The organism is Roseibium limicola, from assembly GCF_017313085.1.
Classification (GTDB): domain Bacteria; phylum Pseudomonadota; class Alphaproteobacteria; order Rhizobiales; family Stappiaceae; genus Roseibium; species Roseibium limicola.
Window position 1 is genome coordinate 1 of sequence record NZ_JAFLNF010000013.1, and the last position, 21796, is coordinate 21796.

The following is a 21796-nucleotide window of genomic DNA, read 5'->3' on the forward strand; positions in this document are numbered from 1 at the left end:
TTATACGGAGACCAGGCACAGGGGTCAACGCCAAAAAACCCAAATCGACCAAAAAAATTCAGCCCGCTTTGCCCGCCCTGGGGAAAAGCCGGCAAACCAAATCCGGACAAACCCCCAAAACCCTAAACATCCCCTGCGTTCAATCAAACTTCCCCACAGAACCTTAATTTGCGTTCAGCATATGGGCGCTGCCGAGGGATCGCCATTCCCGGACCCTGCCTGACTTTGTTGGGCAGTTCTGCCGGGAGCAAAAAAGCCAAAAGGCGGCCGGTTTCCCCGCGCCGCCTCCGCATTGGTCTCTCTGCAGCCGCACCAGTCGTGCCCCAAGCCAGCCCCAGATCAGCCCTTGGCGCTGAACCGTCCCGCCGCCTCGCCGGTGGCAAACGCTGTGCCCATCACCCGGATCGAGGCATAGGCCGTGCTGTCTGCGCCGATCACCCGGCCGGCATAACACAGGTTCTCCAGCCCCTTGGCGCGCAGGCAGTCGAGGGGGATATCAGCAAAGCCCGCGCCACCGATCGGCCGATAGACCGGCTTTCCCGGGACGGAGTGGTCCTCGATCGGCCAGGCGGCGCGCGCCACACCATCGGCACGTTGGCGGCCGGTGAGGAGATCCTCGCCGGTCAACTCATAGCGTGCCGGCGGGTGTCGACTTTCGCGAATGCCGATCTGCGGGCCGGTCTGGACGAGATAGGCGTTTTCGAAGCCCGGTACGCCCTGGCGCAACACCTGGACATAGTCATGGGCTGCGGCGCGCGCTGCCTGCTCCGCCCGGGTGAAGGAGCGCGACGACAGGTCTTCCATCGGATGGTCGAACATCATCCACCACATCTCGCCGGTCAGCGGCACCTCGGTGTAGATGCCGCCATCCGGACGGGCGACGGGCCAGGCGCCGTGGGTGTTGTAGTGCTTGAAGGCGTCGATGATGGCCTGGCGATCGATGGGGACAGCCGGATTGCGCCCGCCGACCCGGATCGGCGCCGAGACAGCCTGAAGGTGACCCATCTCATTGCCACTGCGACAGGTCATTCCCGCCAGAAGAGCCAGATTGGCGTCGCCGGTGGCGTCGACGAAGGCCTCGGCGGCAATTCGCGCACGTCCGTCCATTCCGGCAAGGGTGACGGCTTCCAGCCGATCGGCGGTTCTTGTGACCGCGGCCACACGGGTGTGCAGCAGAACATCGACGTTATGCCGGGCCAGCACCCGGTCAAGGGCCAGCTTGACCGCCTCGGGTTCCAGCAGAATGATCCAGTTGGCCGTGGTCGGCGATTTGAACGGATCACACGGCAAGCCCAGCGCCCGCAACTCGTCGAGGACGAGATCGGCAACACCGCCCACCGCCTTGATCGGGTCTTCTCCCTGCTGAAAGAAGCCGCAATAGGCCAAAACGTTGGAAGTGGTCGCGGCACCGCCGAGAAAGCCGTACTTCTCGACCAGAAGGGTCTTGGCTCCGGCCTGTGCCGCGCCCAGCGCCGCGCCGACCCCGCCCGCTCCGCCGCCGGCGACGATCACGTCATAGTCTGCTTCGGGTTTGCGGCTCATGACCGCCACCCCAGAAGCCGCCGCTCGATCATGCCGATGGTCGTACTCAACAGAACGCCCAGAAGGGAGAGAATAAGCACGCCGGCAAACAGCCGTTCCAGATCGTAAAGCGAGCCCGCTTCGAGGATATAGGCGCCGATGCCATATTGCGCGCCGAGCATTTCCGCAGCCACGAGCAGAATGATGGCGATGGCCAGGCTGATGCGCAGGCCGGACAGAATGCCCGGCATGGCACCGGGCAGCACGATCTTGCGGACAATCGACAGCCACGACAGGCCAAAGCTCTGGCCCATGCGAATGAGCGAACGATCCACATTGTCGACCGCACCATAGGTGGCGACTACTGTCGGCGTGAAAGTGCCAAACGCGATCAACGCGTATTTCGAGGCCTCATCAATGCCGAACCAGATGACGAACAACGGCAGCAGGGCAATCTTCGGAATCGGGAACAGGGCTGCCACCAGCGGCACCAGACCGGCGCGTACATAAGAAAACAGTCCGATGGTCACCCCGACCGCTATGCCCAGGGAAGCGCCAAGGGCTGCGCCAACCACCAGCCGCGTCAAAGACAGGCCCAGATGCTTGAACAGCATGCCGCTGGCATAAAGATCAATCAGTGTCTGTAGAACATCAGAAGGCCTGGGCAGAGTCAGCGCGGAAATCCAGCCTGTGCGCGTGCCCCATTCGGCGACTGCGATGATCACCGCGAAAACAACGAAAGCCACCCAGCGGCGGCTTTTGGGCGCAAACCCGCCGCCACGAAAGCGAACCTCCTGCCGGGTCTCTGCACCAGAGGGCGACGCGGGAGAGGGTGAAGAGAGAGTGGTCTCAGGCATCAATCAGTTCCTCGTCGGCGGCGCGGGCTTCTTCGCGCATCAAGTCCCAGAGGTGCTTCTGGATGGTCTCCAGCTCGCTGTCGGCATAGCCACGCTCACTCAACGGCTTGTCGATCTCGACAATCTCCCGAATGCTACCCGGTCGGCGCGACAGCACCACAACCCTGTGGCCGAGGCGGACAGCCTCATTCAGGTTATGGGTGACGTAGACGGCCGTGAAAGGTGTGCGGGTCCACAGGGTGACCAGATCGTCCATCAGCAGTTCGCGTGTCTGGCTGTCGAGGGCGGACAGCGGCTCATCCATCAGCATGACGGCCGGGTTGACGGCCAGGGCGCGAGCAATGGCGACGCGCTGCTTCATGCCGCCCGACAGCTGCTTCGGCAGGGCCTTGGCAAAGTCGCTCAGCTTGGTGCGCGCCAGAACGTCGGCAATGATTGCGTCAGCCCGCGCACCGCGAATTCCATGATCCTCCAGCACCAACGAGATATTGCCGCGCACGGAGCGCCAGGGCAGCAGCGCAAAATCCTGAAAGATGTAGGTCAGCGGGTTGAGGCAGTTCTGCGGCGGTGTGCCGAGCTGCAGGATACGCCCGGCGGTGGGGCGTTCAAGCCCGCCGGCGAACCGCAGCAATGTGGACTTGCCACAGCCGGAGGGGCCGACGAGACAGACGATCTTGCCGGAGGGAATGTCCAGCGTGATATCCCGCAGCACCTCGGTCTCGCCATAGCTGTGACTGATGGCGTCGAGTCGAATGTCCATGGAACTCTCTCTCAAAAAGCATCAAGGCACCGGCGGCGAGGCGTGCCGCCGCCGGCAACAGAAGCAGAATCAGCCGTCGATGGTTTCGACGAAGCTGGCATCCACAATGGTGTCGAGAGTGATCGCGCTGTCGACCAGACCTTCGGCCTGAAACCACGCTAGCTGATCGCCGAGCGACGCCATGTTGAGAGCCGCGCCGCGGTTGAGACGCATGGAGCCGTTGATGATCGATGGGGCAGCTTTTTCCAGCGGACGGTCCGCATAGACGTAGTTGTGAATGAGCTTGACCATCTCATCGACTGCTTCGTCGCCGTTGGTGCGATCCACCATCGTGTCATCATAGTCGGCAACGCCATCGGAGAAGCCTTTCAGGAAGGCCTCCGTCAGGCCCTTGTCACCCGAGGCGTTCTTCTCGGAGGTGAAGACCGTGGTCACCTGATAGTTTGGCAAGAAGTCGGAGACATTGCCAATGATGTGAACCGCGCCGGAGGCGGCCAGCGGCTTGGCGATATGCGGAACAATCGACCAGGCATCGATCTGACCGGACTTCAGGGCGCCAATGACGGCACCGACCTTCTGCAATGGTACGAACTGCGGTATTCCGCCTTCGGCTGCAGCAATTTTCGAGCCCATGTAGTGGAACGACGAGCCGGCTGTGGTGACGCCGAAGCGCTTGCCATCGAGACCAGCGGCCGAGGTCAGCCCGGCCTGGAAAGCCGCGTCGGAGGCAAGGAGCTTCTGGCCATCGATGCCGGGCTCTTCGGCCAGCGCGCCGCCGATGACTTTCACGGCGCCTTTTTGCGCCAGCGAGATCAGACCGCCGGACATGGCGGTGACACCGAAGTCAACGTCGCCACTGGCGATGGCAACCGCCATCGGCTGGGCCGCCTGGAAGAACTTCAGTTCCACATCAAGCCCGGCCTTTTCGAAGTAGCCGCGCTCAAGCGCAATGAAACTGCCGGAATGGCTGGTGAGGTTCATCGCGCCGACAACCGTCTTGCGGTTCTGGGCAATGGCCGGACTGGCAAGGCCGAGAGCGGCAGCGCCGCCGATCAGGCCAAGGGTTTCACGTCTGCTGAGTTTCATTGGTTTCCTCCCGAAACATGGCTTTTTATCAGATGGACTGCTCACCGAGATCTTGCCTGATCTCCTCTTCAAGAAGGGCGAGCGCCCGTGTGGTTTGCCCTGCGAGAACCGCCTCGCAAAGGGCCTTTTGCCGTGCTTCCCTCACGGCGAAATCGATACGGCCTTCCCGCAGGAGCGCCAAATGGAACCGGCGGGACTGGTTGTAGAACTTTGCCGCCATGTCGATCAGTCGCGGCGACCGGCTGGCAACGACCAGGGTCTTGTGAACCGTGCAACAGGCGTCGTCCCACTCGAGAGCCGTGACGTCATCCGGTGCGGCCTGAACCTGGCGCTGCGCGTGACCCAATGCATGAAAGGCCGCCATCACCGTGCCTTCCCATTGCACCGTCGCATTCTCCATCGACCGGGACAGACCGAGCTTCTCCACCTCCAGCCGCATGAAGAGAATGTCCTCCAGATCCTGCTGGGTCGCCGACATGACGCGAAAGCCGCGCTGGGTCGTGGCTTCCACCAAGCCTTCCGCCGACAACAGACGCAAGGTTTCGCGCATGGAATGGTTCGATCCGCCGTAACGTTGGCGCAGGCCCTCGATCTTCAGCTTCTGATCCGGCGGCAACAGGCCGAAGGCGATATCGCGCCGCAAGGCCGAGGCGAGCATCGCCACGACCGTCTCGTCATCCTTGTCGCGATTGCCGAAGAGCATTTCGTGTCCCAATATCAAAAATGTTGGATATTTCTTGTTTCGTTTACTAGAACTGTCAAGCTTCATTCCCGAAGGATCGGTTCCCCATGTCCACACACCTTCCCAGAATTCCGGCCCCAACCGGCGCCACACGGCTGTTTCCGATCATCGGCCATCCGGTTTCCGGTGTGTTCTCGCCGCCAGCTTTCAACGAGCGCTTTGCGCGGGATGGCATCGATGCGGTGATGTTCGGACTGGACATCGCGCCCGAAGGGCTCGACGGGTTTTGGCGCCTGATGCGGGCCAGCGCCAACATACTTGGCTGCTCGATCACCTATCCGCACAAACAGGCAGCCTTCGAGGCAGTCGACGCAATGTCGGACCGGGCAGCGCGTCTGGGGGCTCTCAACACTGTTCGCCGCACTGCTGACGGCAAATTGATCGGCGACGCCACAGACGGGCTGGCGATGACCAAGGCGATGCAGGAGCGCGGCATCGAGATTTGCGCCAAGACTGTCCATGTCGCCGGAGCTGGTGGCGGCGCGGGACTGGCGATCATTGATGCGCTGTGCGAGCTGGGTATTGCCGCTCTGCGGCTAAGCGAGATCGACCCGGTGCGCGAAGCCGCCGCTCTGGCCCTAGTGCAAAACCATTGGCCGAAGGTGCGGCTTCTTGGGTCCGAAGCCTCAGCCGATATCCTGATCAACGCGACGGTTCTGGGAAAGTCAGAGGACGACGCCCTGCCGTTCACACCCGAAGAGATTGCCAATGCGTCTGCCGCTTGTGACGTAATCACCGCCAGCGGAGACACGCCATTTCTGGCGCAGGCCCGCAAGCACGGTGCACGCCTCGTCTGCGGCAACGACATGGGAGCCGGCCAGCTGCAGGCCCAACTCGATCACATCGGCCTGGGCGGGCCGATCGCAGATCAATAGGCGTTCCGCGTCCTAGCCAGCAACGAGCAACATCTCAAAAGTTACGCAGACAGGGACGGTCTTGGGCTTGAGCGTTCCTTCGAAGAAGTTCCCGTCCGGATCAACGCAAAAGGTGGGCAGATACGGGCCATCGGGCCCGGCACCGCAAGCACCATTGAGAAGCAACACTTCGGAGATCGGCGATTCCATTGATGGTGCGTCGATAAAGTCAGCCCCGATCAGACTGCCGATCCCGACGACCTGAGGATTGCCCAGCGCCAGTTCCGCAGAAAGTTCGGCGACAGCCGTCGAGAGGTCTTCATGCGGCGCAAGGGAGACAATGGCGGCGTTGACCTCCTGCCTCTGCCTGAGCTGTCTGGGGCGAAAGAACGAGAAATTGGTCTCCGCATCCGCTGTGACATCAAAGCAGCCGCCGTCAAAACGATAGCCCGCGCCGGAATAGGCCGCACCAATCGTCACCTGATGCGGCAGCAAATGGCCGGCACAGCGTCCGCGCTGTGGATCTTCCCAGATCGCGTGACAGTGCAGAAACCACTCGCCGTTTCGCCGTCCGACGATGGCCGTGCCGCGATCCAGTCGGGCGCTCGGACCGCTGTGGGTTTCGCTGTACCAGGCCGCATGATCGTCATCCGGGGATTTGTCCGGCATGACAAACTCATATGGACCCAACACCAGACCATCGAGACGCACCACGGCGCTGTCGCAGTCTGCGGCGTCCATCACCTGGGCAATCGCGGTCATCAAGACCTCGCCCGCGCCCAGCTCAAAGGACAAAGGCTCAGCCACGCCGCGCACCACATGTCGGCGCGGCTGAGTTGGTGGACCGGGATGTCGGATCAAGTGAGACCTGCTCATGCTACGGTCTCCAGGTTCGGCATCAGCCCGCGTGAGGTCAGCTCCTCGCGAATAAGCTTCTTGGTAATCTTGCCGTAGCCGGTCTTCGGCATGTCCTCAAGAAAGACGAAATGGCTCGGCAGCTTGTATTTCGCCAGCCGTCCATGCAGCACTTCCAGCAGGGACATCTCGTCCAGCTCCTGCCCAGCCTCGGCAACGCAAACCGCAAGCCCGACCTCCCCCCATTTCGGATGGGGAATGCCGAGCACCGCCACTTCCTTCAAGGCCGGGTGCGTGAGAAGCAGCTCTTCGACTTCGCGCGGATAGACGTTGGATCCGCCGGAGATATACATGTCCGAGGCCCGTCCGGTGATGAAGAGATAGCCTTCGGCATCCAGGTGCCCCAGATCACCGGTGCGGAACCAGCCGTCGCGGAAGGCTTTCTTGTTGGCGTCCTCGTCCCGGTAGTATCCGGCACAAACGGCAGGCCCGGTCACGCAAATTTCGCCCGTGGCGAAAGCCGGAAGGTGGTTGCCGTCATCATCCTGAATGCTGATCTGCAGGCCCGTGCGCTCAATGCCGCAGGTGCCGACACGGGCGTGCGGGCCATCCTCCAAGTGATGATCATGGGGCGGCAGAACGGTGATGGCGCCGGTAACTTCCCCCAATCCGAAGTATTGCACCAGAACCCGGCCCAGCTTGCGCAGGGCCACCTTCTGATCTTCCCGGTACATCGGCGCACCCGCATAGATGACATAGCGCAGGCTGGTGTGATCGTGCTCATCGACGGACGGATGCTCGACCAGCATCTTCACGATGGTCGGCACGGTGAACATGTTGGTGACCTTGTGGCGTGCCACCAGCTCCCAGGCCACCGCGGGGTCAAACCGGCCCGCTGGCAAGAGCACACTTGCAGCTCCCACGGCCAGTTGGGTCAGCTGGTGCATGCCCGCCCCATGCGACAGAGGGGCAACCACCAGGCTGACGTCGTCGGGTGTCGACGACGGCATCAGGTCATTCAGATGATTGACGATGGTGAAGGTCAGCTGGCCATGGGTCAGAACCACCGCCTTGGGGTGACCTGTCGAGCCGGAGGTAAAGAACAGCCAACAGGGATCGTCGCGGTCCACATCCGCATTGGGCAGATCCTTCCCGAGGTGGCCCGCAATCAATTCCTCATAAGAGGAACCGAAGTCGCCGTTTCCGATCACCACCACACTGGCCATTTCGGGCAGGCCAGCGCGGCAGGCTGCGGCATGGGCGGGAAAACCCTCCTCGCAGAACATCATGGCGACATCGGCCTTCTGCGCCAAAAAGGCCACTTCATCGGCGCCCTGACGGAAATTGGAGGGCACCCAGACTGCCCCCAACCGGAAACAGGCCAGCATGATTTCGGTGATCTGGTTGTTGTTGGGAGACTGCACCAGAATCCGGTCGCCATGGCGTATGCCGAAGTCGTCGCGCATGGCAATCGCCAGTGCCGAGACCCGAGCATCGAGCTCTCCCCAAGTCCAGCGATGGTCGCCCCAGATGATGGCCGGACGTGCGCCGAGGCGGCGGGCGTTGCGGGTAAGAAAATGCGCGATGTTCGAGCTGCGCGTCGACCAAGGCAGCGACGTGTCGCGATTGGCGGTTTCAGAGTTCATTTCACCCGCTCCAGAATGGATACATAATTGGCAACGGCAGCGCCGCCCATATTGAAGACACCTGCAAGTGTGATGTCGGGAAGCTGCATGTCGCCCGCCTCACCCGCCAGCTGCATCGCGGCCATGACGTGCTGAGAGACGCCGGTCGCCCCCAAAGGATGCCCTCGGGACTTCAGGCCGCCGGACGGATTGATCGGCAGCTTGCCATCGCGGGCAGAGATGCCCTCGCGAATGACCCGGCCGCCTTGACCGCGCTCCGCCAGACCCATGGCTTCATATTCCAGAAGCTCGGCAATGGTGAAGCAGTCATGGGTTTCCACCATGTCCAGATCATCGAGGGACAATCCGGCCTCCTTCAGTGATGCCTGCCATGCGCCGCGTGCTCCGGCAAACTCGGTGACATCCCGACGCGACAAGGCCAGCACATCGTTGACCTGATTGCGGGCGCGGAAGCCGATGGCGCGTTGCAGGGTTTCCCCCACCTCCGGAGCCGCGACGATCAGCGCTGCGGCGCCATCCGAAATCAACGAGCAGTCGGTGCGCCGCAAAGGGCCTGCCACCAGAGGGTTCTTCTCGGACACCGTGTTGCAGAAGGTCGCATCCAGATCCTTGCGCATATGAGCATAAGGATTGCGCAGGCCGTTGCTGTGGTTTTTGGCGGCAATCATCGCCAGCTCTCTGGAGTGGTCGCCGTTTTCCTGAAAATACGTTTGAGCGATCTTTCCGAAGATACCTGCAAAGCCTGCATCGACGCGATCTTCTTCGACCCGGTAGCACCCACCGAGCATGATCTCGCCCGCCTGAGATGTGGGAACGCCGGTCATTTTCTCCGCGCCGATAACCAGCGCAATCTTGCCCCGTCCGGCAGCGATGAAGTCCATCGCTGCATAAAGCGCAGCGGATCCTGTCGCACAGGCATTTTCCAACCGGGTGGCCGGCACATGGCGCAAGTCATCCAACGCCATGCCAACCAAGGCCGCCTCAAAGGCCTGCGCGGAAAAGCCGTTGTTGAAGACCCCGACGAAGATGCCATCCACATCCGAGGCACCGACACCGGCATGCTCCAGCGCAGCAGTTACGACCTCCGCCATCAGGCCCTCCAGGCCGGCCAAGTCGGACTTGCCGAATTTGCTATGGGCCCACCCCACTATCTGAGCATGGTTCATCCCGTCTCCTCCCACCTGTCCCCGCAAGCCTGATCAGGCCGTGCTTGGATTTTTGAATGCCAGTTTCCGGTTCAGCTTCGCTTCCACCGAACGCTTTTCGCGCTTGAGAAGGTCAGCAATCTGGTGTTGCCGTTCAGGCTGCATGCGCGTGTCCAGTGCTGCCACCGACAGAGCCCCGATGGGCTCTCCGCCCGGCCCGATGATTGCAATACCAACCGCCCACGAGTTCGGCAGATACAGCCCCGGATTGGCCGACCATCCACGCGCCCGTGTTTCCTCCACATGCTCACGCAAAAGATCTGGCGTGTACCCCGGATACCCGGTGGCCAGCGCTTGCGCCGTGTCGGCAATCACCTCTTCGACTTGGGCGTCGGGCAATGCCGCCAGAATGGCCATTGCCCCGGCACCGACCCCGAGCGGATGGCTTTGACCGGCCTGAAGCGCATGGGTGCGAATAGGAAAAGGACCATCCTCCCGGTGTAGGCAAACCGAATAGGCTCCCCGGCGGATCGATAGAAAACAGGTATCCTCGCTGTCGCGCGCCAGAGCCATAAGACTATCGATTGCCAGATCAAGCAGATCAAACCGCCGGTTTGCCATCAGGCCGATAACGTAGCTTTCTGGCCCGAGAGCATAGGAGCGGCTGTCCGCATCCTGCTCGACCAGTCCCGCCCGGATGAGCGCCAGCAACATGCGGCGAACCGTTGGTCGGCTCAGCCCACTCTGTTCCAGCAAGTAATTGATAGAGACGGCACTTCCTCCGGCCCGGGCAATAGACGACAGCAAGCCGAGGGCCCTATCAACGCTTTGCGCGCCAGCTGGCTCGGCTTCTTTTTGCTGCGGCGCACTATCCATATTGTGAACGCCATTTATATTTCTTCTGTCTCATCTTGTCTCTTTCTCTTCTGAAATTCAACGAATTGCAAATTTTGCCTTACATTTTGATGATCATACCGCTACGCTCACTCAAGCGAAATCATCCATTATGTGGATACTGCCCTAAACCTTGCGGCACTAATCACCAGAGATGAACGCGCTTTTGGGAGGAAAAACTGATGAAGACCTTAGCCATTGCCGCTGCTGCGGCGCTCTCGCTGTCAGCCGCGGCCCAGGCCGAAACCCTGGTCATGCAGAGCGTGTATCCGTCATCGTTGCCGTTGCTGGGAGACAGCGGCATCCATCTGACCGAACAGGTGGAAGCCCTGACCGGTGGTGAGTTGAAAATTGAATTCAACGAACCCGGCGCCATAGTCGGCGGCAACGAGATGTGGGATGCGATTTCCACCGGCGCCGTCGATGCCGGCTGGTACAGTCCCGGCTTTGCACAGGGGATCATCCCGTCTGCTGCGATATTCACCGCCGTGCCGTTTGGACCGGACATTCGCGCTTACACCGCCTGGTGGTACTATGGCGGCGGCAAGGACATCTGGGCCGACATCACCGCCGAGTACAACATTCATACCGAGCTTTGCGCCATTCTGGTGCCGGAAGCTTCCGGCTGGTTTGCCAAGGAAATCAACACACCGGCCGATCTTCAGGGCATCAAGATGCGGGTCTTCGGCCTGGGTGCTGCTGTCATGGGCAAACTTGGCGTCGAAGCCCAGTCAATGCCGGTTGCCGACACGCTGACCGGACTTCGCCTTGGTACCATTGATGCTGCCGAAGTCTCGTTCCCGCTGATCGACAAAGCTGTCGGCATGAACGAGTACGCCTCCCATTACTATTTCCCGGGATGGCATCAGCAGACATCGTTGATCACCTTCATCATCAATCAGGACGTCTGGGACGGCCTGTCAGGCCAGCAGCAGACTGTCATTCAGACTGCATGTCAGGCGAATGTCGCGATGACGGCGGCGGAAGGCGAAGCCAAGCAGCTTCAGCCGCTGGAAGATCTGAAGGCCGCTGGCGTTCAGGTGCATCAATGGAATGACGAGATGATGGCGGCCTTCAAGCAGTCCTGGGATGAAGTAGCATTAGAGCAATCCGAAGCCGATCCGGATTTCAAACGTGCCTGGGAAAGCCTGTCGGAGTTCCGCGCGAACTTCCAGAACTGGTCCGACCTCGCCTATTTGAAATAACCAGAAGCGCCGGGCGCCGCGCGCCCGGCCCATAGGCTGGTGTTTCGGCACCATCTCACCAGACCCAAGGCTCGTCTGATGATCATCCTTTTGCGGCTCTCCGACTTGCTGGCCATCCCGTGCCAACTGGCGGCCAAACTCTGTGGCTGGCTGCTGCTGGTACTGGCAGCCGTCATCTTATATGATGTTGTCGGCCGACGTTTTTTCTCAACCGGTTCCTTCAAGCTTCAGGAACTGGAGTGGCACATCCACGGCACGATTGCCGTGCTGTGTTTCGGCTGGACCTATCTGGCCAACGCCCATGTGCGAATTGACGTCTTCTCCACCAACATGCAGCAGAACACCCGGCTCTGGCTCGAAATCGCAGCGATCGTGGCCTTTCTCATTCCCTTCATGTTGTTGCTCATCTGGTTCGGCTACGACTTCGTCCTGCGCTCTTTCCTGCGCGGCGAAAGCAGCCCCGGCGGGGTCGGCCTGTCACACCGCTGGATCATCAAGTCGATGATCCCATTGGGCGCCCTTCTCACAATCTCCGGCGGCCTGGCGGTCCTCTTCAGAGCCATTGTCGCTTTGCGCCGACCCGACATTCTGCACAGCCCCTGGGAGCGCTAAGCCATGATGGAGATCATCTCCTCACTACTGCCCGGCGCCATGTTCCTGTCGCTGATCATCCTGCTGTTCTCCGGCGCGCCGGTCGCGATCATGCTGATGGGCACGAGCCTCATCTTCGGGCTGTTGGCGATCTGGACCGGCGACATGCGCCTGGTCCATGCCACACTGCTGCCCAACCGGATCTTTTCCGGCACCATCGACAATGCCGTTCTGGTCGCCGCCCCGATGTTCATTTTCATGGGGCTGATCATGGAAAAGACGCGGATTGCCGAAGACCTGCTGTTGACCCTGCAGCGGCTGATGCGCGTCGTGCCCGGCGGTCTGGCTCTGGCTGTCGTGCTAATGGGCACAATCCTCGCCGCAGCGACCGGCATCATCGGCGCCTCCGTCATCATGCTGACGATGCTGGCGCTGCCGACCATGCTGGAGAATGGCTATGACAAGGGGCTTTCCGCCGGCACCATCGCGTCTGCCGGAACGCTGGGCATCCTCATTCCGCCGTCGGTCATGCTGGTGTTCATGGGGGATCTGCTGTCGATCTCGCTGGGGCGGCTGTTCATTGCCGCGCTGTTGCCCGGTTTGCTGCTGGCCGTCTGCTATGTGATCTACATCGTCGTGCGATCGTTTCTTCAACCCTCCCTCGCCCCAAAAGCACCTCCCCTTTCGAATGCGGAGAAAACCGGGTTGTGGTTGGAGACGATCAAATCCGTCCTCGCGCCCCTGTTGATGATCACCGCGGTGCTCGGCTCCATTCTTGGCGGCATAGCCACTCCGACAGAAGCCTCTGGTGTCGGTGTAGTCGCCGCATTGCTGCTTGGATTTTTGCGCGGCCGCCTGAACCGACTGACCCTGAAAGAAGCCATGGATGGCTCGGTCACATCCCTCGGCATGCTGTTCTTCATCTTCGTCGGCGCAACTGCCTTTTCCTACATTTTCCGCAAGGTTGGCGGAGAGCACTTCATCGTCGATACCGCGCGCGCTTTGCCGTTTGGCGACTGGGGTCTGCTGCTTTCCATCATGGTCATGATTTTTGTCATGGGGTTCTTCTTCGACTGGATCGAAATCACCCTGATCATGCTGCCGATCTTTGCGCCCATCGTGCCGCTGATGGATCTCGGCGACCACATCGACAAGTCGCAAATGATCTACTGGTTCGCCATTCTGGTATCGCTCAACCTGCAAACCAGCTTTCTGACGCCGCCGTTCGGATTCGCCTTGTTCTATCTGAAGGGAGCCGCGGGCAACATGTTGGCGATGAAGGACATCTACCGGGGCATCATCCCCTTCGTCATTGTCCAGCTGGTGCTGCTTGGCCTTGTCGTGGCCTTCCCTGAAATCGCACTTTGGCTTCCAAATCTGGTGATGCAATGAGGACAACTGCCCCCTCCGGCCGCGTTGCCAGCAAAAGAGTTCTGGTCATCGGTGGAGGCTCGGTCGGCCCTGGCTGGGGCAACGGCAAGGCGGCGGCTGTTCTGTATGCCCGTGAGGGTGCCGACGTTGTGGTTGTCGATCGCAGCGCAGACGCGGCCCAGGCCACTGTCGAGCTGATCCACGAAGAAGGCAGCCGCGCCACCGCCCATATTGGCGACATGACCGATCCGCAGGCAGCCCAAGATGCCGTTGCCGCAACGGTCAGTTCTCTCGGCGGGCTCGATATTCTGCATTTCAACATCGGCATCAGCACCCGGGGCGGTATTGTCGACACAGCTTTGGAAGACTGGCGCAAGGTCTTCGCCGTCAACCTCGACGCCGCCTTTCACGTCACCCAGGCCGCTCTGCCGGTGCTGGAACAGGATGGCGGCGGCGCAATCGTCTATATCACCACGCTCGCTGCCCATCTCAACGGCCCCTATGCCTATGTCGGCTACGAAACGTCAAAAGCCGCGCTCAGCCGATTGTCGCGCAGCGTTGCGGCGGAATATGCTGCACGTGGTGTGCGTTCCAACACGGTCGTGCCGGGCATGATCGACACCCCCCACGTTCATGCCCATGTGGCAACATCCGGCGATGGTGCAGCCGTTGCCCAGGCGCGCGCTGCCCAGGTGCCGATGAAACGCCAGGGCACGGGATGGGATATTGCGGAGGCCGCGCTGTTCCTCGCCTCCGATGCTGCCGGCTTCATCACCGGTGTCGATCTGCGCGTTGACGGCGGTATGTCGATCCTCATGGGCAATGCCGCTATCTGATTTTTTTCGGGAGACCAACTTCATATGACCCAGAAACTTGCCGTTGTGACCGGTGCTGCGCGTGGCATCGGCCTCGCCACCACAAAACTCTTCCTCCGCGATGGATGGACCGTCGCCATGGTGGACCGGGACGCACCCGAGCTGGAAGACGTCGCAAAGGACCTCGACGGGGTCAAGGCGTTTGCTTGCGATGTGTCGCAGCCCGAGGCCGTCGAGCAGCTTTTTGCCGACGTACAGAAGGCTTTTGGGCGGATTGATGCGCTGGTCAACAATGCCGGCGTGGCGGATTTCGGCCCGATCGAGGAAACAACCTTTGCCCGCTGGCGCACCGTCATGAGCACCAATCTCGACGGAGTGTTTCTGATGTCCCAGGCCGCGATCCCCGCACTGAAGGAGAGCCGCGGCGCCATCGTCAACATCGCATCGATCTCGGGGCTTCGCGCATCAACGCTGCGTGTCGCCTATGGCACGTCGAAGGCAGCCGTGATGCACATGACCAAGCAGCAGGCGGCAGAGCTCGGCGAATACGGCATCCGCGCCAATTGCGTCTGCCCGGGGCCTGTGCGGACCAAACTGGCGATGGCAGTGCATTCGCCGGAAATTATCGCTGCCTATCACGACGCCATCCCCCTGAACCGCTATGGCTCGGAAGACGAGATCGGTGAGGTGATTGTGTTTCTGTGCAGCGACAAGGCGAGTTTTGTGACGGGTCAGATTGTTGCTTCTGACGGTGGCTTTGAGAGCACCGGCATCGGCCTGCCAGCTCTGCGTTCTTGATCAGCGTTCATCCTGGTTGTCTCACAACGCCAAAAAGCCCGCCGGATTTCTCCAGGCGGGCTTCTTGATTTCATATTTTGGTTGCGCGAGCCATCCTGCAGTGCATTCACTTCTGACCAATGTCCGCCAGCAGCTTGACGAGCCAATCGACGAAAACCCGAACCTTGTTGCTCAGGTGTCGGTTGGGCGGGTAGACGATATAGAGCGGCAGAGGTGTTGTTTGCCACTTGGTCAAGACGGGGACCAGATCCCCGCGCCTCAGGTCTTCCGCCACCATGAACCGCGGCATCTGCGCCACTCCGTGGCCCGCAAGGGCTGCCGTTGCATAGCTTCGTCCGTCATTGACTGAAAAGTGTGATCGTCCTTCGATTTCCAGCGGTTGCTCGCCTCCCAGGAATGAAAAAGGGAAGAGTTGCCCCGTCTGCGGCGAGAAGTAGCTGACGCAGCGATGCTCCGTTCGCAGATCATCAGGATGTGAGGGCGCGCCATATCGCTCAAGATAGGACTTTGCGGCGCAAGTAACCAAATCGATTTCAGAAACACGGCGGGCAATCAGCGATGGGTCTCCCGGTGTCTTGACCCGCAACGCGCAATCGACATTCTCCAGCAAATAATCGACGGTGCGGTCTCCCACGCCCAGATCGATCCGGATATCGGGGTAGGTCCTGTAGAACTCGCAAAGCGCTGGAATGATGATCCAGTCGGCGAAAACACCCGACATTTCCACCCGCAAGCGCCCCTTCGGGTTGGCCTGTGAGTAGGAGAGACTGCCGTCCAACTCGTCTATCTCGGCGATCAGTTTGGCGGCGCGTTCATAATAGAGCGCGCCATCCGTCGTCACGATGACTCGTCGGGTCGTGCGATTGAGCAGTTTCGTCTGCAGGTGCGCTTCCAGATTCTGGATCTGGTTTGTGACCGTGGCACGGGGAATGCGCAAGGCCTCGGAAGCGCGCGAGAAATTGCCGGTTTCCACCACTCTGAGGAAAGCCCGCATTGCCGACAATTGATCCATATGAGCTGTCCTTGCCGATGCTGCAATGCGCTATTATTCGAAATTCCGAATAGTGTTATCAAAAAATCCCTTCTTATTCCACCGGCTGAACAGCCTTATTTGTGCCATGTAGTCGATCGGACTATAGCTGGGCGTTTCAGGAAACGTCAGGGATCGAAATCAGTGACACAGACAGTGCAAATCAAAGACATGACATTCGACAAGGTCGAGATCGGCCCGGTCAATGTGCGAGTCTATCAAGGCGCTGACTATGAAAAGTCCCCACCGGTGGTGATCTATTTTCACTCTGGCGCCTTTCTCGAAGAAGGACGCATGGACAGCGATGTTGCAACCGCTCTTGCCCAGACGGGTGCCATCGTCGTGATCCCTGATTTCAATGCCCCTCTGGGCGGCGTCTTCCCAAAACCGCTGGAAGTCGGGTTCTCGATCTTCAGCTATTTGGCAAAAAAGCGCGCCGGCCTCGGCAATCGCAAATCCCTTCTGCTGGTCGGCGGGGCCGAGTCGGGCGGCAATCTGGCCACCGCCATTGCACTCAAGGCGCGTGATTACCGCGCCGATGAGCTGGATGGTCAGCTCCTGCTGTCGCCGTTGCTTGATCCCTACATGGGATCTCCTTCCATTCGCGAAGCTGCGACCGTCGGCATGAGAGACCGCTGGTCCGAGGGCTGGAGCCACTACCTCAGCGGCGGAGTTTGCCATCCCTACGCAGCGCCCGGCATCTGCTCGCGGCTTGCCGGAATCGCGCCCGCCCTTGTCGTGTCGTCGGTAGACGATCCTCTGCGCGATGAAACTGCGAACTACTCCCAAAAACTTAAAGATGCCGGCGTCAGAGTTCAGGATTTCGTCTTTCCGGCCGACGCCGGCTGGCCCTCCATCTATGGCGCAAAGTGTCCCCTGGCCGCCAATTGGCAAACTGGCCTCAACAGCCAATTCGCCAGCTTCGTAAAGTCAATCAGCATCCAGTGAAGTTCGTTTGAAATTCAGCTTTTGAGCCCACCTCCCTGGGCCTCAAGGAGATAGAAAATGTCATCAGGAAACACACGCCGCGTCCTTCTGGGCGCCGGCCTCAGCCTCGCTGTATCTGCAGGTGCAGCCGTTCTCCTGCTGGAACCACCGGTCAACGGTCCAGCTTCGGCTGCCAGCGAGCAAGCAGCACCACCGGCCATACCCGTCACCGTCGCCGATGTGAAAAGCCGCGCAATCACAGTCTGGCAGGAATTCTCCGGCCGTCTGGAGGCGGTCGACCGCATTCAGTTGCGTTCACGCGTTGCCGGCGCAATCCAGTCGGTGGATTTCCGCGAAGGCTCTCTGGTGAAGGCCGGCGATCTGCTTTTCACCATTGACCCCGCCTCTTATGAAGCAGCGGTTGCCCAGCGCGAAGGCCAGGTTGCTTCGGCGCAGGCTCAGCTCAAGCTGGCAAACCTGGAACTGGATCGCGGCAATAAGCTCATCGGCGCACGGGCCATTTCCCAAAGCGCACTTGACCAGCGGCTCAATGCCTTTGCGGAAGCCAACGCCAATCTTCAAACCGCGGAAGCGGCCCTCACGTCGGCGAAGCTGGAGCTTGACTACACTAAGCTTACCGCGCCGATCAGCGGGCGTGTCGGCAAGATCGAAGTCACGGTCGGCAATCTGATTGCCGCAGGGCTCTCCTCACCGGTACTCACCACGCTGGTGTCCATTGACCCGATCTACGCAAGTTTCAATGTCAGCGAAGACATCGTTGCAAAAGCCCTTGCGGCATTGCCTGCCTCTGACGGGGCCCTGCCTCCGATTGAACAGATCCCGGTCGAGATCGGCACGTCTGCCGATGAAGGAACACCGATCAAGGGCAAACTGCAGCTCATCGACAACCAGGTCGATGCTGCCAGTGGCACGATCAGCGTGCGGGCAGTGTTCGACAACCCCGACAAGCGGCTGATCCCTGGGCAGTTTGTGCGCATTCGCCTGGGGGAACCAAATCCGCTGGAAAAGATCCTCATCAGCGAGCGCGCTGTCGGCACCGACCAGGACAAGAAGTTCGTCTATGTCGTCGATAGCGAAAACAAGGTCAGCTATCGCCCAGTGAAACTCGGACGGTCCGCGGAAGGCGAGCAGATCATCGAAAGCGGCCTGTCCTCCGGTGAGAGGATTGTGGTCAATGGCCTGCAGCGTATCCGCTCTGGTGCAGTGATCGATCCGCAGCCTGAAGACAAGGTCGCTGCCACCCAATAGTTCAGCATAGCTCTGGCGCCACGACGCCAGACGTCACGATCCAGAGACCCAACATGACGTGGCCGGCGGCGATCTTTTCCGCCGGACAGGAAATCTGTGTCTCGATATCAGCCCGAAGAGGCACCACGAAATGAACATCTCACGCTTTTTCGTCGACCGCCCGGTTTTTGCCGGTGTGCTATCGGTCCTCATCCTGGTCGCGGGTCTGCTTGGCCTCGGCTCCCTGCCGATCTCTGAATACCCGGAGGTCGTACCCCCCTCCATTGTGGTCCGCGCGACCTATCCGGGGGCAAACCCGAAGGTCATCGCGGAAACCGTGGCGACACCGCTGGAGGAACAGATCAACGGTGTCGAGGGCATGCTTTACATGTCCAGTCAGGCGACCTCCGACGGCGTCATGACCCTGACGGTGACCTTCCAGCTTGGCACCGATCCCGATCAGGCGCAGCAATTGGTCCAGAACCGCGTCTCGCAGGCAGAACCACGTCTGCCCGCAGAAGTGCGCGGCCTTGGCATCACCACGGTGAAAAGTTCCCCCGACCTGATGATGGTGGTCAACCTGACCTCCCCCAACGATCGGTATGACATCACCTATCTGCGCAACTATGCCGTTCTCAATATCAAGGACCGGCTGGCGCGCATTCAAGGTGTGGGACAGGTGCAGGTGTTCGGCTCGGGCGACTACTCCATGCGCGTCTGGGTCGATCCGCAAAAAGCCGCGGCCCACAATCTGGCGGCCAGTGACATCACGACGGCCATTCGCCAACAGAACGTACAGGCCGCCGCCGGGATCATTGGCGCGTCCCCGAGTCTTGCCGATGTCGACATGCAACTGAGTGTCAACGCTCAGGGCAGACTGCAGACCCCGGATGAGTTCGGCAACATCATCGTAAAGACCGGCGACACCGGTCAGGTGACCCGCCTGCGCGACGTGGCGCGCATTGAACTCGGCGCGGCAGACTACTCCTTGCGCTCATTGCTAGACGGCAAGTCGGCGGTCGCAATTCCGGTTTTCCAGGCGCCGGGGTCGAACGCCATCGCGATTTCCGATGCCGTGCTGGCGACCATGGACGAGCTGCAGGAAGTCATGCCGGAAGGCGTGAAATACGAGATTGTCTACGACACCACCAAGTTCGTGCGCGCTTCCATCGAGAAGGTGGTCGACACACTGCTTGAAGCGGTGCTGCTTGTGGTCATCGTGGTCATCCTGTTCCTGCAGACCTGGCGCGCTTCGATCATTCCGCTGATTGCGGTTCCCATCTCCATCATCGGCACCTTCGGGGTGATGTATGTCTTCGGCTTCTCGATCAACGCTCTTAGCCTGTTCGGCCTGGTGCTGGCGATCGGGATCGTCGTCGATGACGCCATCGTCGTGGTGGAAAACGTCGAGCGAAACATTGAAAACGGCCTCAATCCACGCAACGCCACTTATCAGGCGATGAAGGAAGTCTCCGGGCCGATCATTGCAATCGCCCTGGTACTGGTTGCCGTCTTCGTGCCTCTGGCCTTCATCACCGGCTTGTCCGGACAGTTCTATCGCCAGTTCGCGCTGACCATCGCCATCTCGACAGTGATCTCGGCGATCAATTCCCTGACACTGTCGCCGGCTCTCGCCGCCCTTCTGCTGAAAGGCCACGACGCGCCAAAGGACTTTTTGACGCGGGCAATGGACCGTCTGTTCGGTTGGTTCTTCCGTGGTTTCAATCGGGCATTCGGCAGTGGCTCCAATGCCTATGGGCGTGGCGTTGGCGGGCTGTTGTCGCGCAAAAGCGTCGTCATGGCCGTCTACTTCGCGCTCGCAGGGGCGACCTATGTACTGTTCACCTCGGTGCCGGGCGGCTTTGTTCCTGCGCAGGACAAGCAGTATCTGATCGGCTTTGCCCAGCTGCCGGATGGGGCCACCCTCGACCGGACAGAAGACGTCATCAAGCGCATGAGCGACATTGCGCTTGAGCAGCCGGGCGTGGAACACGCGATTGCCTTCCCGGGTCTGTCGATCAACGGGTTCACCAATTCCTCCAACGCCGGCATTGTCTTCGCTACTCTGGCGGACTTTGAGGACCGCACGACACCAGAGCTTTCCAGCAACGCCATCGCGATGCAGCTGAACCAAAAGTTCGGCTCCATCCAGGATGCCTATATCGCCATGTTCTCCCCGCCCCCGGTTCAGGGGCTAGGAACCACCGGCGGCTTCAAGCTGCAAATCGAGGATCGGGCTGGTCTCGGCTATTCGGCACTGGATGCCGCCAAGACCGCCTTCCTGACCAAAGCCTATCAGACACCTGAACTGGCCGGGCTTTTCTCCAGCTTCCAGATCAACGTTCCGCAGCTTTATGCGGATCTGGATCGCACCAAGGCCGAGCAGCTCGGGGTGTCCGTCACCGATGTCTTCGAGACGCTGCAGATCTATCTCGGGTCTCTGTATGTGAATGACTTCAATGCCTTTGGCCGCACCTACAGTGTTCGGGTACAGGCAGATGCGAAGTTCCGGGCACACGCGGAAGACATAGGACGGCTCAAGGTCCGCTCGGCAAATGGGCAGATGATCCCGCTTTCGGCCCTTTTGAAAGTGGAAGCCACCACCGGGCCGGAGCGCGCAACCCGCTACAACGGTTTCTTCGCGGCAGACGTGAACGGCGGCCCTGCCCCAGGTTTCTCGTCAGGCCAGGCCCAGGCCGCTGTCGAGCAGATCGCCGCAGAAACCCTACCCAAGGGGATCAGCTTTGAATGGACGGATCTGACCTATCAGCAGATCCTGGCGGGCAGCTCCGGGTTCATCGTCTTCCCGCTGGCTTTGCTGCTGGTCTATCTGGTGCTTGCCGCCCAGTACGAAAGCCTGACCTTGCCCATTGCAATCATCATGATTGTACCGATGGGGGTGCTTGCTGCGCTGACAGGGGTCTGGCTGACAGCTGGCGACAACAACATCTTCACCCAGATCGGCTTGGTCGTGCTGGTCGGGCTCTCGGCGAAAAACGCCATCCTGATCGTCGAGTTTGCCCGCGAGCTCGAGTTCTCCGGCCGCACACCGGGCGAGGCGGCCATTGAAGCCAGTCGCCTGCGCCTGCGCCCGATCCTGATGACTTCTCTGGCCTTCATCATGGGTGTCATGCCGCTGGTCATCTCGACCGGCGCCGGGGCGGAGATGCGCGTCGCGATGGGTGTTGCCGTGTTCTCCGGCATGATTGGTGTCACATTCTTCGGCATCTTCATGACCCCGGTCTTCTACGTGCTGATCCGGCGCCTTGCCGGCAATCGCCCGTTGATCCAGCACGGTCAAACTGAAGACCTGCAGCAGGCCTAAAAAACAAGAGGCCAGCCAATCCCCCCGATTGGCTGGCCTTTTAAAACCGCTTATTCAAGCGCATATAGACGTCTCAAGCTGGCATGTTGCCTGGACCTGAGCCTTAAGCCGTATAAATGCGGCACT

The 21796-nt window shown here is 60.4% G+C and carries 19 protein-coding genes; 9 read left to right on the plus strand and 10 right to left on the minus strand.

The genetic code is table 11. The features are described 5' to 3' along the window. Positions 1 to 339: 339 nt before the first annotated feature. The 5 genes from J0X15_RS19625 to J0X15_RS19645 form a co-directional block, all read right to left on the minus strand. Positions 340 to 1542 (minus strand): FAD-dependent oxidoreductase, encoded by a 1203-nt coding sequence (locus J0X15_RS19625; protein ID WP_206944618.1) that lies wholly within the window; start codon positions 1540 to 1542, stop codon positions 340 to 342. After that, the gene (locus J0X15_RS19630) at positions 1539 to 2378 is read right to left on the minus strand and encodes an ABC transporter permease (protein ID WP_206944620.1); all 840 of its coding nucleotides are present in this window, start codon (positions 2376 to 2378) and stop codon (positions 1539 to 1541) included. The genes J0X15_RS19625 and J0X15_RS19630 overlap by 4 nt, the downstream gene beginning before the upstream one ends. Further along, positions 2371 to 3138, minus strand: coding sequence for an ABC transporter ATP-binding protein (locus J0X15_RS19635; protein WP_206944622.1), 768 nt, complete (start codon positions 3136 to 3138; stop codon positions 2371 to 2373). The genes J0X15_RS19630 and J0X15_RS19635 overlap by 8 nt, the downstream gene beginning before the upstream one ends. A 69-nt stretch (positions 3139 to 3207) precedes the next feature. Then, positions 3208 to 4224 (minus strand): ABC transporter substrate-binding protein, encoded by a 1017-nt coding sequence (locus J0X15_RS19640; protein ID WP_206944624.1) that lies wholly within the window; start codon positions 4222 to 4224, stop codon positions 3208 to 3210. Between the two features lie 28 nt (positions 4225 to 4252). Beyond that, positions 4253 to 4927: a GntR family transcriptional regulator gene (locus J0X15_RS19645; RefSeq protein WP_206944626.1), complete on the minus strand. Its 675-nt coding sequence runs from the start codon at positions 4925 to 4927 to the stop codon at positions 4253 to 4255. 86 nt (positions 4928 to 5013) lie between these two features. Here J0X15_RS19645 and J0X15_RS19650 point away from each other — a divergent pair, with 86 nt between their 5' ends. After that, a complete protein-coding gene (locus tag J0X15_RS19650) occupies positions 5014 to 5841 on the plus strand; it encodes a shikimate dehydrogenase family protein (protein WP_206944628.1) in 828 nt (275 codons plus the stop codon). 12 nt (positions 5842 to 5853) lie between these two features. On the opposite strand, the gene J0X15_RS19655 is transcribed toward J0X15_RS19650, so the two are convergent. From J0X15_RS19655 to J0X15_RS19670, 4 genes are read right to left on the minus strand one after another with little or no spacing between them, the layout of a single operon-like run. Beyond that, entirely contained in the window at positions 5854 to 6696 is an 843-nt protein-coding gene (locus J0X15_RS19655; RefSeq protein WP_206944630.1) for a hypothetical protein, read from the minus strand. Further along, positions 6693 to 8321: an acyl-CoA synthetase gene (locus J0X15_RS19660; protein WP_206944632.1), complete on the minus strand. Its 1629-nt coding sequence runs from the start codon at positions 8319 to 8321 to the stop codon at positions 6693 to 6695. The genes J0X15_RS19655 and J0X15_RS19660 overlap by 4 nt, the downstream gene beginning before the upstream one ends. Beyond that, complete coding sequence (locus J0X15_RS19665) at positions 8318 to 9487, minus strand: acetyl-CoA acetyltransferase (RefSeq protein ID WP_206944633.1); 1170 nt, start codon at positions 9485 to 9487, stop codon at positions 8318 to 8320. Before J0X15_RS19665 ends, J0X15_RS19660 begins: the two co-directional genes overlap by 4 nt. A gap of 33 nt (positions 9488 to 9520) precedes the next feature. Beyond that, positions 9521 to 10342: an IclR family transcriptional regulator gene (locus J0X15_RS19670; protein WP_206944635.1), complete on the minus strand. Its 822-nt coding sequence runs from the start codon at positions 10340 to 10342 to the stop codon at positions 9521 to 9523. A gap of 200 nt (positions 10343 to 10542) precedes the next feature. Here J0X15_RS19670 and J0X15_RS19675 point away from each other — a divergent pair, with 200 nt between their 5' ends. The 5 genes from J0X15_RS19675 (at position 10543) to J0X15_RS19695 (ending at position 15140) form a co-directional block, all read left to right on the plus strand. Beyond that, the gene (locus tag J0X15_RS19675; protein WP_209015484.1) at positions 10543 to 11565 is read left to right on the plus strand and encodes a TRAP transporter substrate-binding protein; all 1023 of its coding nucleotides are present in this window, start codon (positions 10543 to 10545) and stop codon (positions 11563 to 11565) included. Between the two features lie 78 nt (positions 11566 to 11643). After that, the gene (locus tag J0X15_RS19680) at positions 11644 to 12177 is read left to right on the plus strand and encodes a TRAP transporter small permease subunit (protein WP_206944637.1); all 534 of its coding nucleotides are present in this window, start codon (positions 11644 to 11646) and stop codon (positions 12175 to 12177) included. Positions 12178 to 12180: 3 nt separating this feature from the next. After that, complete coding sequence (locus tag J0X15_RS19685) at positions 12181 to 13548, plus strand: TRAP transporter large permease (RefSeq protein ID WP_209015485.1); 1368 nt, start codon at positions 12181 to 12183, stop codon at positions 13546 to 13548. Beyond that, on the plus strand, positions 13545 to 14363 hold the full coding sequence (locus J0X15_RS19690) for an SDR family NAD(P)-dependent oxidoreductase (RefSeq protein ID WP_206944638.1): 819 nt from the start codon (positions 13545 to 13547) through the stop codon (positions 14361 to 14363). Before J0X15_RS19685 ends, J0X15_RS19690 begins: the two co-directional genes overlap by 4 nt. Positions 14364 to 14387: 24 nt before the next feature. Continuing rightward, positions 14388 to 15140 (plus strand): SDR family NAD(P)-dependent oxidoreductase, encoded by a 753-nt coding sequence (locus J0X15_RS19695; RefSeq protein ID WP_206944639.1) that lies wholly within the window; start codon positions 14388 to 14390, stop codon positions 15138 to 15140. 106 nt (positions 15141 to 15246) lie between these two features. Here the strand turns inward: J0X15_RS19695 and J0X15_RS19700 are convergent, their stop codons facing one another. Next, the gene (locus J0X15_RS19700) at positions 15247 to 16152 is read right to left on the minus strand and encodes a LysR family transcriptional regulator (RefSeq protein ID WP_206944640.1); all 906 of its coding nucleotides are present in this window, start codon (positions 16150 to 16152) and stop codon (positions 15247 to 15249) included. Positions 16153 to 16341: 189 nt separating this feature from the next. Between J0X15_RS19700 and J0X15_RS19705 the strand changes: the two genes are divergently transcribed. From J0X15_RS19705 to J0X15_RS19715, 3 genes are all read left to right on the plus strand, one after another. Further along, positions 16342 to 17118 (plus strand): alpha/beta hydrolase fold domain-containing protein, encoded by a 777-nt coding sequence (locus J0X15_RS19705; RefSeq protein WP_206944676.1) that lies wholly within the window; start codon positions 16342 to 16344, stop codon positions 17116 to 17118. A 57-nt stretch (positions 17119 to 17175) separates the two neighbouring features. Next, on the plus strand, positions 17176 to 18366 hold the full coding sequence (locus tag J0X15_RS19710; RefSeq protein WP_206944641.1) for an efflux RND transporter periplasmic adaptor subunit: 1191 nt from the start codon (positions 17176 to 17178) through the stop codon (positions 18364 to 18366). Positions 18367 to 18496: 130 nt separating this feature from the next. Beyond that, complete coding sequence (locus tag J0X15_RS19715; protein ID WP_206944642.1) at positions 18497 to 21670, plus strand: efflux RND transporter permease subunit; 3174 nt, start codon at positions 18497 to 18499, stop codon at positions 21668 to 21670. Positions 21671 to 21796 lie beyond the last annotated feature (126 nt).